The 12,743-nt window shown below is 63.1% G+C and carries 10 protein-coding genes; 2 read left to right on the top strand and 8 right to left on the bottom strand.

Annotation, left to right across the window (positions count from 1 at the left end):
• Positions 1-70 precede the first annotated feature (70 nt).
• The 8 genes from AOP73_RS08980 to AOP73_RS08945 form a co-directional block, all read right to left on the bottom strand.
• Positions 71-1,348 carry a sugar ABC transporter permease gene (locus tag AOP73_RS08980; protein WP_061965160.1) on the bottom strand — a complete coding sequence of 426 codons (1,278 nt, stop codon included), beginning with the start codon at positions 1,346-1,348 and terminating at the stop codon, positions 71-73.
• Positions 1,345-2,097 (bottom strand): ATP-binding cassette domain-containing protein, encoded by a 753-nt coding sequence (locus tag AOP73_RS08975; RefSeq protein ID WP_061965158.1) that lies wholly within the window; start codon positions 2,095-2,097, stop codon positions 1,345-1,347. The genes AOP73_RS08980 and AOP73_RS08975 overlap by 4 nt, the downstream gene beginning before the upstream one ends.
• Positions 2,098-2,265: 168 nt before the next feature.
• Positions 2,266-3,357: a sugar ABC transporter substrate-binding protein gene (locus tag AOP73_RS08970; protein WP_084626763.1), complete on the bottom strand. Its 1,092-nt coding sequence runs from the start codon at positions 3,355-3,357 to the stop codon at positions 2,266-2,268.
• Positions 3,358-3,534: 177 nt separating this feature from the next.
• Complete coding sequence (gene proB / locus AOP73_RS08965) at positions 3,535-4,665, bottom strand: glutamate 5-kinase (protein WP_061965154.1); 1,131 nt, start codon at positions 4,663-4,665, stop codon at positions 3,535-3,537.
• 41 nt (positions 4,666-4,706) lie between these two features.
• Complete coding sequence (gene obgE / locus AOP73_RS08960; RefSeq protein ID WP_061965152.1) at positions 4,707-6,230, bottom strand: GTPase ObgE; 1,524 nt, start codon at positions 6,228-6,230, stop codon at positions 4,707-4,709.
• 156 nt (positions 6,231-6,386) lie between these two features.
• Positions 6,387-6,641: a 50S ribosomal protein L27 gene (gene rpmA, locus AOP73_RS08955; RefSeq protein WP_061965150.1), complete on the bottom strand. Its 255-nt coding sequence runs from the start codon at positions 6,639-6,641 to the stop codon at positions 6,387-6,389.
• Between the two features lie 16 nt (positions 6,642-6,657).
• Positions 6,658-6,966: a 50S ribosomal protein L21 gene (gene rplU / locus AOP73_RS08950; protein WP_061965148.1), complete on the bottom strand. Its 309-nt coding sequence runs from the start codon at positions 6,964-6,966 to the stop codon at positions 6,658-6,660.
• Between the two features lie 152 nt (positions 6,967-7,118).
• Positions 7,119-9,803, bottom strand: coding sequence for an Rne/Rng family ribonuclease (locus AOP73_RS08945; protein WP_061965146.1), 2,685 nt, complete (start codon positions 9,801-9,803; stop codon positions 7,119-7,121).
• Positions 9,804-10,196: 393 nt separating this feature from the next.
• Here AOP73_RS08945 and AOP73_RS08940 point away from each other — a divergent pair, with 393 nt between their 5' ends.
• A complete protein-coding gene (locus tag AOP73_RS08940; RefSeq protein WP_061965676.1) occupies positions 10,197-11,681 on the top strand; it encodes a cytochrome ubiquinol oxidase subunit I in 1,485 nt (494 codons plus the stop codon).
• Positions 11,682-11,712: 31 nt separating this feature from the next.
• Complete coding sequence (gene cydB / locus AOP73_RS08935) at positions 11,713-12,738, top strand: cytochrome d ubiquinol oxidase subunit II (protein WP_061965144.1); 1,026 nt, start codon at positions 11,713-11,715, stop codon at positions 12,736-12,738.
• Positions 12,739-12,743 lie beyond the last annotated feature (5 nt).

The following is a 12,743-nucleotide window of genomic DNA, read 5'->3' as shown; positions in this document are numbered from 1 at the left end:
TCGCAATACACACAAGAGTCGGAGACCCCACGTCAATCATGGGATCCCCGACTCCTCTGGTGACGTCGCGCTAGGTCACTTCGCCATTGCGCCGTCGCGCGAGAGCGTCGACAGTTGCAGCGAGTACGAGCACTCCACCACTGACGGCAAGCGTCGCACCAGCAGAAAAGCCGAGCAGGCCAAGTCCGTTTTCGATCACGGCGATCACGAGCGCACCGACGAGTGCGTGAAGCAAGCGTCCACGTCCTCCGAACAGGCTGACACCACCGACGACTGCCGCCGCCACACCCGAGAGGACAATGTCACGTCCTGTCGAGGCATCGGCCGAACCGACACGAGAGACGTACAGCACACCCGCCACAACGGCGAGGGTGGAGCAGATCATGAATGCCGTCCACTTGATCATGGTGACGTTGATACCGGCCCGGCGAGCGGCCTCCTTGTTGCCGCCGATCGCGTAGATGTAACGGCCGTACTTGGTCCTATCCAAGAGGAAAGTACCGACCATGACGAGGACCAGGACGACGGGCACCACAATGGGAACACCCGAGAGTGCGCGGGCCTCCGTGCCTCGGTCCTGGTTGAGAACGAACACGACCACGGCACCCAAAATGGCGATCCCGATGAGCTTGGCCAGCATGATGGAGATGGGCCCGTTAGGAGCACCCGAGGAGGCGCGGCGCGCGCGATCCCAGAGAGCCACACCGAGCAGCAACACCAGGGCGATGGCAAGCATGGCCCATCCCGCCCACAGTGGCATGTTGCTGTTCTGGATCGCCTTGATGGGTTCGGGAATGACGCGATACGTACCGCCCTGGCCGATGATCATCAGAATGACGCCCTGCAACCCCAGGAAGAGTCCCAGCGACACCACGAACGATGGAACACCGATTTTCGCGACGAAGAAGCCGATGAACGCGCCGATGGCGAGTCCGATGGCGAGGGCGAGCACGAGCGCGACGGGCCAGGACAGACCACCGGGCTGCGTGTACTTGACGAACACTGCCATCGCGACGCCAAATGTCACACCTGCCGAGAGGTCGATCTCGCCCAGCAGAAGCACAAAGACGAGCGCCATTCCCAGCACGACCAGCGGAGCGGCCTGCGTCAAGAGGTTCGCAATATTGCGCTCAGTCAGGAACTTGTCATTCGCGAAGGCAAAGATGATGAAGAGGACGATGAGTCCACCAACGGCGGGCAACGCGCCCATTTCGCCGCCACGCAGCCGGCTGATGTACGCACGGAAGTGATCACCGATGCCGTGCTCGATGCCCTTACCTAGCAAACTAGGAGCGTCGGATGCTCGTGGGGCTTCCGCTGCCGCGGTCGTTTCCGATTCGGTGGTCACGAGGCAACCTCTTCCATTGTCTTGGTCCCGGTGATGTAGCCCACTACATCGTTGGGGTTGGTGTCTGAGGTCTTGAGACGTGCGGTGAGGGTTCCGAGGTACAGCACATTGATTTCGTCGGCGACCTTGAACACGTCCTGCAGGTTGTGCGACACGATGATGACCGCGACGCCACTGTCGGCAAGCCGTCGAACCAGGTTCAGTACCTGCTCGGTCTGAGCCACTCCGAGAGCCGCCGTGGGCTCGTCGAGAATGACGACTTTGGCCTGTTTAACCACGGAACGGGCAATGGCGACCGTCTGTCGCTGCCCGCCGGACAGCGAGGCCACCTTTTGGTGGAGGGACTCCACAGTGCGCACGTTCAGGGACTGGAGCGCGGCTGCGGCCTGCACCTCCATGTCGCCCTCTTCGAACGTAGCCCCACTCGTCTCCTCGCGACCAAGGAACATGTTTTGGACTATATCGAGGTTGTCGCAGAGCGCGAGGTCTTGGTAGACCACCTCAATGCCGAGGCGCGACGCCTCTCGCGGGTGGTGGATGTTGACGGTCTCGCCGTCAAACAGAACTGTCCCGCCGTCGTACGGCTGCACGCCTGACAGTCCCTTAATAAGTGTCGATTTACCTGCACCGTTGTCGCCAACAAGCGCGGTGACGTGACCAGCGTAGGCGGTGAGATTGATTCCCTTGAGCACTTTGACGGGACCAAAGCTCTTTGTCGTGTGCTGCAGTTCAATAATTGGGCGGTCCACTAGTTTGTCTCCTTTGACATGTATGAGCGGCACTGCGTTGCCTGCCCAACCTACGGTCCTGCGCGGGTGAGCGTGGCGTGATGGGATCGACGGCGTCTGAAGGCACCGACCTCACACGAAGGGGCCCACACCAGGCGGTGTGGAACCCCTCCGAGTGAGCGTGGATCGCTACGCGCCGGCCGTCAGACCAGCCTCGTCGCAGGCGGCCTTGACGTCGCCAGCGCAGATCTCGTCGTACGAGGCATTGCCGTCGTCAATCACGACCTGGACGTTGTCCTTGGTCACCAGGATCGGGGTCGCTGCGATAAACGGCGTTCCGTCATCAAGCGACTTCTCGATCGTGGGCGTCTCGCCGTTCAGGAGCTGAATCGCGAGATTCGATGCGTCCTGTGCCTCAACCTGGAAGGGCTTGTAGACCGTGCCGCCTTGCTTGCCCAGCAGAACATTCTGCAGACCAGCGACCGATGCATCCTGACCCGAGACCGGAACAGTAAGACCGTTCTTGTCGAGGATCGTGATGACGCCCGCGGCGTTCGTGTCGTTGGCGGCCCAGACGGCGTCTACCTTGCCATCGAGGTCCGTGAGCGCCTGCTCAAAGACCGTGGCGGAGTGTTCGCCGTCCCAGAGTCCCGGCGGCTCAGCCGCAGGCGTGATACCGGCAGCCTTCATCACTGAGTCGGCACCGTCGTGGAACATCGCTGCGTTTCCATCTGCAGGGTCTCCACCGATGTAGACCACCACTGCGTCGGCTGCTGCGACTCCGTTTGCCTCGAGTCCATCGACAACAGTCTGACCCTCGAGCTCTCCCACGTGGAAGTTATCGAAGGATACGTAGTAGTCCGCTCCCGGGATGGGACGGTCATAGGCGATCACTGGGATCCCCTCGGCCTGAGCATTCTCGGTGACCGACTGGGCGGCACCCTGCAGGTCGACGAGCAGCATCACGTCACACCCACCCGTCATCTGCTGTTCTGCGATGGTCGCGTACTGACCGGTGTCGCCCTGGGCGTTCTGAATGTCGACTTCGAAGCCTGCATCCGTGATGGCCTTCTCCAGTGCGGGACGGTCACCGTTTTCCCAGCGCGGCGAGGAGGCAGCATCGGGAAGGATGACGCATGCCCGAGCGTCTCCCGCTGCCATGGCGTCTCCGCCGGTGGCAGACGCGGTGGAACTTGCGGCTGGAGTTGCGTCAGTGCCGCCATCTCCACCACTTGAACATCCGGCAATGGTTGCCGTTGCTAGGAAGGCAAATGCTCCCATTGCAATAACTGAATTCTTCTTCACATCACACCTCTCTGTGTAAGCGAGGAACTTCCCCCGTTAACCACTCAACGTTGAGCGGCACGATTCACCATAGCGATAAAAGGGGGCGTTGGGTTCACCTATTGAAGTCACGGAAAGATAACAATCGCGATCCGGCCACGAAACTATCGAGCCCTAGACCACCACGAGATCATCGATGTGAACCAATTCATGCGCGAAGTGGGGGCCCAATTGATCACGCAGCTGGTCAGTGCTCAGCCCCAGCATCGCGGGCACCTCATGCGCCGCGAAGCTCGCAAGACCGCGCGCCACCACGGTGCCATCGGGCGCCACCAACTCGATGGGATCACCGGGTTCAAATTCGCCGCGAACGGCGCTCACGCCAGCCGCGAGGAGCGACGCCTTTCCCCCACGGAGCGCACGCACGGCGCCCGCATCCAGCACGAGTTGCCCAGATGGCCGCGCGGCATGGGCCAACCATGCCAGTCGCGACACGCTGCGCTTGCCCGTGGCAACGAAGGCTGTACCTACGTCCTGTCCCCCGATCGCGTCACGGGCCAAGCCGGCCGATGTCAGCACCACTGGCATGCCCGAGGATGTGGCGATCGCAGCAGCCTCAAGTTTGGTCACCATGCCTCCCGTGCCAATAGCCGAGCCGCGTCGCGAGATGTCGATGCCTTCAAGTTCCGTAGGCGAGGACACGACAGAGACTCGACGTGCACCCGGTGTGTCAGGCGCCGCCGTGTAGAGGCCGTCGACATCAGTGAGCAGTACCAGGGCATCAGCATGAACAACCGTCGCGACGAGCGCGGCGAGCCTATCGTTGTCACCAAAACGAATCTCGTCCGTTGCCACCGTGTCGTTCTCGTTCACGATGGGCACGACGCCAAGCTCCAGGAGTCGGTGGAGTGCTCGTTGGGCGTTGCCGTAATGCGCGCGACGCACCATGTCGTCAGCGGTCAGCAAGACCTGGCCGACTCGCAGACTGTGACGCGCAAACGCGGCCGAATACGCGGCGATCAGGATCCCCTGACCCACCGATGCCGTCGCTTGCTGCATCTCGAGGTCGCGCGGGCGGTTCGCGAGCCCCAGCGGTCCGATGCCGGCCGCGATAGAGCCCGATGTGACCAGGATGACCTCTCGCCCCGATCCACGCACCTCCGCAAGGACGTCGGCCAACTCACCAAGGGCAAGTTCGTCCAGGTGACCGTCCGGACCCGTCAGCGACGACGAGCCAATCTTGACCACCACCCGACGCGCGGCGGCAATCTCCGCGCGCGCGGCGCTGTGAGCGGCTGAGGGCACTGGTCCTCCTGTGGTTCTCTCGCCTGGCAGATGGTGCGAGGCTAGTCGTCTTTGTTCGGATCCGTCCAGTGTCCCGCATCGCGCTCAGTCCACAGCTCCTTGCGAGCTGCGGTCTTGGCGTCCATGCGGTCCTTGTGCTCGGCACGCTTCTCGGCACGTGTGGCTCGCCCGCCACTGTCGTGCTCCTCCACGCGAATATCCGTTCCGCGCTGACCAAGCAGCTCGGCTCCTGTGTACATGGTGGGCTCCCAGTCGAACATGATGCCACCCTCGCGGGCGCCAATCACGACCTCGACACCGGGAACGGCGCCGGCCTTAAACAGTCCCGTCTCCACGCCGGCACGAGCAAGGCGGTCGGCCAAGTAGCCCACAGCCTCGTCATTGCTGAAGTCGGTTTGTCTGACCCAGCGCTCGACACGCTCTCCGCGCACCTGGAAGTAGTCCTCGGCGCCGTCGCGCACGTGCTTGACGGTGAAGCCACTGTCGTCCACAGCCTTGGGCCGTAGCACCATGGGCGCCTTCTCGAGTTCTGGTAGTTTGGCGCGCTCGTCGGCAACCATCTTTGCCAGCGCGAAGCCGAGTTCCCGTAGACCTTCGTGGCTCACCGCGCTCACCTCGAAGATGGGCATTCCGCGCTTCTCGAGGTCCTCACGAACCATCTCTGCGAGCTCACGGCCGTCTGGGATGTCGATCTTGTTGAGAATGATGATCTGCGGACGCTCGGCCAGCGGTACACCGGATATGGCCTCGTCGCCGCTGTACGCAGCGAGCTCAGCCGCAATGATGTCAAGGTCGCGCAATGGGTCACGATCGCTCTCGAGCGTCGCGGTGTCCAGCACGTGAGCGATCACCGAGCAACGCTCAATGTGACGCAGGAAGGCGTGACCCAGGCCCTTGCCCTCGGAGGCACCCTCGATCAGTCCCGGAACATCCGCGATCGTGTAGCGCGCACCGCCCGCCTCGACCACGCCAAGGTTCGGCACCAGCGTGGTGAAGGGATAGTCGGCGATCTTGGGCCGCACCTTGGACATGGCCGCGATCAGCGAGGACTTTCCAGCGCTCGGAAAACCGACGAGTGCGACGTCGGCAATTGACTTGAGCTCGAGGATGACCGATGCCTCGGCACCGGGCTCACCCATGAGCGCGAAGCCGGGAGCTTTGCGCTTGGAAGAAGCGAGTGCGGCGTTGCCAAGCCCACCACGTCCACCGGCGGCGATGACGAACTCTGCACCCTCGCCTACGAGGTCCTCGAGGAATTCGCCTGTGTGGGACTTGACGATGGTGCCGTTCGGCACGGGCAAGATCAAGTCATCGGCGGTGGCACCGTTGCGGTTGTCACCCGCACCCTGCTTGCCGTTGTCAGCAATGCGATGCGGCGAGTGGTGGTAGTCGAGCAACGTAGTCATTTGCGCGCTGACGCGCAGGATGACGGATCCGCCCCTGCCGCCGTTGCCGCCGTCGGGGCCGCCGAGTGGCTTGAACTTCTCGCGGTGCACGGACGCCACGCCGTGGCCACCGTTACCGCCGGTGGCGTGAAGTACCACCCGGTCCACGAACGATGCCATGTGTCGCCTCTCAATCGCGACGTATCTCTACGCCTGCGCAGTTGTACACCCGCACGGTCTCAACATTGACCGTGCAGCGTGCTTTCTAGCCTAGATACACGTCAGGGGCGCTGCCATCCGGCGCGCCCCTGACGTGAGAAAGATAGTTGCTGGTGGTTAGACCGCAGCCACCACGTCTACGACCTTGCGGCCACGACGGTTGGTGAACGCAACCGAGCCCGCCGACAAGGCGAACAGAGTGTCGTCCTTGCCGCGGCCGACGTTGTGTCCAGGGTGGTGGTGCGTGCCACGCTGGCGAAGAATGATCTCGCCTGCGTTTACGACCTCGCCGCCGAAGCGCTTGACGCCCAGGTACTGAGCGTTCGAGTCACGACCGTTGCGCGAGGAACTCGCGCCCTTTTTGTGTGCCATGAGTTAATCCTCGCCTTTACTTAATGCCCGTGACCTTCAGGCGCGTGAGCTCCTGACGGTGGCCGATGCGCTTGCGGTAGCCGGTCTTGTTCTTGTACTTCAGGATGTCGATCTTGGGTCCACGCTCGTCGCGAACGACCTCAGCGGTGACCTTAATCTTCGCCAAGGACTTAGCGTCCGAGGTGACGGCTTCACCGTCGACGAGCAGGAGAGCCGGGAGCTCAACCTTGTCGCCCTGGGTTGCCTTGATGCGGTTCATCACCACAACGGTGCCAACGGAAACCTTCTCCTGGCGGCCACCGGCCTTAACAATCGCGTAAACCATGATCTATTCCTCTAAGTCTGTCTCTTGTTTCCCTACCGCTGCCGCTCCGCTGTTCCCAGTGAGGGCGCAGGCAGGGTTGGACGCTCGCGCGCCGACTGTCAAAGATACCGCCTTGCATGCCCCTCGGTCAAACGCGACAGGCACGCAGAGCGCTACTCCTTGGTAGCCGATTCGTCCGCTTCGGGTGATGACTCGACGGCGGGCGCCGCAGAGTCGTTGGTCTCTGGTGCTGCTGCGTCGTCCGATGCGGTGTCAACGCTGGCCTGAGGGGCCGGCTCCGCGTCGGTCTTGGCGTCCTTGGACTCAGGCAGGACGAGGTCCACCGTCACGTCCTCGGCAAGTTTTTCACCTGCGGCTGCAGGCTGGTCGTCGTGGTGGTGAGCCTTCTCCGCTGCCGCGGCAATGGAGGCGAGCGTGGCCTTGACTGCCGCGCGCGCGTCCTCTCGGTCATCGAGGGCGTGAGTCTCACCGTGCGGCTCGTCGTCGTGCGACGACTGGTTGCCATCGCCACGCTTGCCGCCGCCGGAGTTGTTTCCGGAATTGTTTCCGGAATTGCCGCCAGAGTTGTTTCCGCCACGACCGCGACGGCCGCCACGCTCTGGCTGCTTCTCGCTGGCCTCGGGGACCGGCTCGCCCTGCACGAGGAAACCGCGCCCCTTGCAGCACTCACAGGTCTCGGAGAAGGCCTCGACAAGACCCTGTCCGACGCGCTTGCGGGTCATCTGAACCAGACCCAATGAGGTGACCTCGGCCACTTGGTGCTTCGTGCGGTCGCGCCCCAGGCACTCGATGAGGCGGCGCAGAACCCGGTCACGGTTGGCCTCGAGGAGCATGTCCACGAAGTCGACCACGATGATGCCGCCAATGTCGCGCAGGCGGAGCTGGCGAACGATTTCTTCGGCAGCCTCAAGGTTGTTGAGCGTCATGGTCTCTTCGAGCGTGCCGCCCTTGCCGACGAACTTGCCGGTATTGACGTCAACCACAGTCATGGCCTCGGTGCGGTCGATCACGAGGGAGCCGCCTGACGGGAGCCACACCTTGCGGTCCATGCCCTTGGCAAGCTGCTCGTCGATGCGCGACTCGGAGAACACGTCCTTGTCACCCACGAACTTGTGCAGACGCTCCATGAGGTCCGGCGCAACCGAGCCCACGTAGGCGCTCAGGGAGTTCCACGTGTCGTCACCTTGGATGGTGAGCGAGTCAAAGTCTTCGTTAAAGATGTCGCGCACCACGCGGATAGCCATGTCGGGTTCGCCGCGAAGCAACTGCGGTGCCTTTCCGGTCTTGGCTTCCTTCTCGATGGACTCCCACTGGCGCTTGAGGCGCTCGACGTCCGCACGGAGTTCCTCTTCCGCGGCACCCTCGGCTGCGGTGCGGACGATGACGCCCGCGTCCGCCGGGATGACCTCGCGCAGCAGTTTCTTGAGCCGGGCGCGCTCGGTGTCGGGAAGCTTGCGGCTGATACCGGTCACTCCCCCGCCTGGTACGTAGACCAGGAAGCGGCCAGCCAGCGAGATTTGACTCGTGACGCGGGCACCCTTGTGACCGATGGGGTCCTTGGTCACCTGCACCATGACCGTGTCGCCTGGCTTGAGCGCAAGTTCGATACGACGGGGCTTGCCCTCCATGCCAGCGGCATCCCAGTTGACTTCGCCCGCGTAGAGCACGGCGTTGCGTCCGCGGCCCACATCGATGAAGGCAGCTTCCATGCCGGGCAGCACGTTCTGAACGCGGCCGAGGTAGACATTGCCGGCCATCGCCTGCTGAGCCTGGTGGGAGACGTAGTGCTCAACGAGCACGTCGTCCTCCATGACGGCAATCTGCACGCGACTGTCCTTCTCGCGCACAACCATGGAGCGTTTGACGGATTCGCGGCGGGCGAGGAACTCTGCCTCAGAAATTACCGGGCGACGGCGCTGACCGTCGCGGCTATCACGTCGACGCTGGCGCTTCGCCTGCAGGCGAGTGGACCCCTGGAGCTGGTCGTCGCCGCCCGAGTTGGAACTGCCGCCTGAGCCGCCGCCGGAACGTGAGCCGCGTCCGCTGCGCGAGCGGCGACGCTTACGCGAGCCACCCTCACTCGAGTCGTCGCCACCATTGTTGTCGTTGTCGCCATCATTGCCGCGGCCACCACGGTTGCCACCGTTGCCGCCGTCGTCCGATGCGCCATCTGTGTTGCGGCCGTTGTCACCGCCGTTGTCGTTTCCAGCATCGTCGCCGGAACGGTCATTCGAGCCGTCGCCTCCGTTGTCGCCGTCGGTGCGCTTCTTGCCACGTCCGCGTCCTCCGCGGCGACGGCGGCGAGGCGAACCATCGTCGCCATCGGAACCGCCGTCTCGTGACTCCGAGTTGTCGCCACGTGAGTTGTCATCATTCTGGCTGTCGCCGCGAGAGCTGTCGGCGGACGACTGCTTGCCCCGGCCACCAGACCTCTCGCTAGCGGCCGCATCGGCGCCAGGCTTGTCGTTCGAGCCGTCTGCAGAACCACCGTCTCCCTGAGGAGCGTCGCCAGACTTCTTGTTGCCGCCTGACTTCTTGGCACCGGACCTGCCGCCCGATGTCTTCTTCTTGGGTGCGCCGTCTCCGTCGTCACCACTTGACTTCCTGGGTGCGTTGTCCGCAGCATCGGCGCCGGACTTGGGCGTGGAAGCCGCGGCCTTGTCGGCGGACGATGCGGGGGGTCCGGCCGGTGCGGAAGCACGTCGTGGCTTCGCGGGCTCGGGCGCCTGAAAAACCAGGGCGTTGGCGGGTGCTGCTGGGGTGTTGTTGTCCTCGCTCAAAGCGGGTACCTCAGATCGAGACGACCCACACATCGTCTCGACATCGTTGTCGGTCATGGGTCACGGTCCGTGCCCACAGAAGTCTTCAGGTCGCGGCGAGCATTTGTAGTCGATCTCTTAAGCGCCTATCCCCGGTGTCTCCGCTAGTGGCTGTAGCCGGCGGGACCATGGCGGGACTGGCTGCTCTTCAGTCACTGCAAATGTCGCGCGGTTCGCTCCCGGTGTGGCTGGGTGCTGACCTGATGACCATTGTGACACACGCCTCCAGGAAAGTGCGGATTGCGCTGGTGGCGGCCCGAGTAGGGCGCGTCGCACACGGGACGATGGGGTGCCACCTGCAGGGGCTTTCGCGTGTAGGTTTGGAGCAGTGCTTCTCAGCCGATGTCATTGACCGCGGGAGAGACGCTCAACCTGCGCAATGCACGCGATGTTTCGCGAAAGGAATTACCTGTGGAAGCCCTTGATTTAGCCCGATGGCAGTTCGGCATCACGACGGTCTATCACTTCATGCTGGTGCCGCTGACGATTGGGCTCTCCACCCTCGTCGCGATCATGCAGACCGCATGGGTGCGCACCGGAAACGAGAAGTGGCTGCGCCTGACCAAGTTTTACGGCAAGCTGCTGCTGATCAACTTCGCGCTGGGCGTCGCCACCGGAATCGTGCAGGAGTTCCAGTTCGGTATGAACTGGTCCAACTATTCGCGGTACGTAGGCGACGTGTTTGGGGCTCCCCTCGCAATGGAGGCCCTCGCCGCATTCTTCCTCGAGTCGACCTTCCTCGGCCTGTGGATTTTCGGATGGGATCGCTTGTCCAAGAAGGTTCACCTGGCAACGGTCTGGGCGTTCTCGATTGGTTCACTGATGTCCGCGTACTTCATCCTCGCGGCTAACTCGTGGATGCAGCACCCCGTTGGTGCGATCTACAACGAGGAAACCGGCCGCGCCGAGATGACGGACATCTGGGCCGTGCTGACCAACAACACCACCCTTGTGGCGTTCCCGCACGTGATCGCTACCGCGTTCCTCGTGGCCGGCACCTTCGTCGCGGGAATTGGCGTGTGGTGGATGGTCAAGTCCGTGCGCGCCAACGGTGATGGTCCCGAGAACACCGACGCGAGCATGTACCGCACCGCCGCCCGCTTTGGCGCGGTCGTCATGCTGATTGCCGGCGTCGGACTGCTCGTCACCGGTGACCTGCAGGCAAAGCTGATGTTCAAGCAGCAGCCCATCAAGATGGCTGCTGCCGAGGGACTGATGAACACGGAGCAACCGGCGGCGTTCTCGCTGCTCGCGATCGGTAACCTCGCGGGCAACGACCCTGAATCCGTGAAGCACGTGCTCGAAATTCCTGGCCTGACGTCCTACCTCGCTACCGGTGACTGGGATGCCCCGGTGACTGGCATCAATCAGCTCCAGGAGATCTACTCGGAGCGCTACGGTGCGACGACAGCCGACGGCGAGACGATCGAATACCGCCCCAACCTGCTGGTCACCTACTGGTCGTTCCGCCTCATGATCGGCCTGGCCGCGTTCTCCGCGGCGCTCGCCCTCGCCATCCTGTGGGTCACACGAAAGAAGCAGGTATCCGGCGCGCTCTGGTTCAAACGGTTGGCATTGGTGGCGATTCCCATGCCGTTCTTCGCCTCCGCTTTTGGGTGGATCTTCACCGAGATGGGCAGGCAGCCGTTCGTGGTCGCGCCCAACCCCACCGGCTCCGACCAGATCCTGATGATGACGATGTTTGGCAACTCTGACTCCGTCAGCGCCGGCGAGGTGCTGACGTCCATGATCACCTTCACCGTGGTCTACGGCGTGCTCGGAGTGTTCTGGTTCCGGCTTCAGAAGCGATATACAAGCGAAGGCGCCCCCGTGATCGCTCCCCCACCCGACGACAGCGACGACGAGGCCGGCAAGCCTATGTCGTTCGCGTACTGAGTCGGCCCCGGAAGGTTAAGGAGAAAACGACATGGAACTCGCAACCGTCTGGTTCATCCTCATCGCCGTCCTGTGGACCGGCTACCTCGTGCTCGAAGGATTCGACTTTGGCGTGGGGATGCTCATGCCCGTCGTCGGAAAGAACAACACCGAGCGCCGGGTGGCCCTCAACACCATCGGTCCCGTGTGGGACGGCAACGAGGTGTGGCTGCTCACCGCCGGTGGTGCCACGTTCGCGGCATTCCCCGAGTGGTACGCGACTATGTTCAGCGGCTTCTATCTGCCGCTCCTGCTGATCCTGGTGGCGCTCATCGTGCGTGCCGTGGCGATCGAGTACCGCGCCAAGATCAACGACCCCACCTGGCGCAAGAACTGGGACCGCGCGATCATCATCACCGCGTGGGTACCCTCGATCCTGTGGGGTGTTGCCTTCGCCAACCTGGTGCGCGGCGTGCCGCTCGACGAGAACCACGAATTCATCGGCAACTTCTTCACGCTGCTCAGCCCCTTTGCACTCCTGGGCGGTGCCGTCACTCTGCTGCTGTTCCTGACGCACGGCTCCATCTTCCTGGCGCTCAAGACCGACGGAATCGTGCGCGAGCGGGCCGAGTCACTGGCCAAGCGCTTCGCGCCGATCTCGCTCGTTGTCGCCGCGGTCTGGGCCATCTGGGCACAGCTGGCGTACTCCGAGGTCGTCTGGACCTGGGTCCCGCTGGCCATCGCCGCCGTGGGTCTGGCGCTGGCCTGGTGGTTCTCTCTCCAGGGCAGCTTTGGCAAGGCCTTTACCGCTAACGCCGTGGCAATCGCGGGCGCCGTCGTGCTGATCTTCGGCTCAATGTTCCCGGACGTCATGCCCGCGAGCAATGACGCCGCTAACTCACTGACGGTCGACAACGCCTCGTCAACCGACTACACCCTCACCGTCATGACCTGGGTCGCCTGCTTCCTGCTTCCTGTCATCCTGCTCTACCAGGGCTGGACGTACTGGGTGTTCCGCAAGCGCATCTCCGTCAAGCACATCCCCGAGCACAACGAACTCACCTTCTCCAAGGACTAGGGCGG

Source organism: Demequina aurantiaca (assembly GCF_000975135.1).
Taxonomy (GTDB): Bacteria; Actinomycetota; Actinomycetes; order Actinomycetales; family Demequinaceae; genus Demequina; species Demequina aurantiaca.
This window is presented reverse-complemented; position numbering and strand designations above follow the sequence as displayed.

What these genes read in the sequence shown, in the direction of transcription:
- rpmA (WP_061965150.1), bottom strand. Translation starts at nt 6,641, where the DNA reads ATGGCACACAAAAAGGGCGCGAGTTCCTCGCGCAACGGTCGTGACTCG.
- rplU (WP_061965148.1), bottom strand. Translation starts at nt 6,966, where the DNA reads ATGGTTTACGCGATTGTTAAGGCCGGTGGCCGCCAGGAGAAGGTTTCC.
- cydB (WP_061965144.1), top strand. Translation starts at nt 11,713, where the DNA reads ATGGAACTCGCAACCGTCTGGTTCATCCTCATCGCCGTCCTGTGGACC.
- AOP73_RS08945 (WP_061965146.1), bottom strand. Translation starts at nt 9,803, where the DNA reads ATGACCGACAACGATGTCGAGACGATGTGTGGGTCGTCTCGATCTGAG.
- AOP73_RS08970 (WP_084626763.1), bottom strand. Translation starts at nt 3,357, where the DNA reads ATGGGAGCATTTGCCTTCCTAGCAACGGCAACCATTGCCGGATGTTCA.
- obgE (WP_061965152.1), bottom strand. Translation starts at nt 6,230, where the DNA reads ATGGCATCGTTCGTGGACCGGGTGGTACTTCACGCCACCGGCGGTAAC.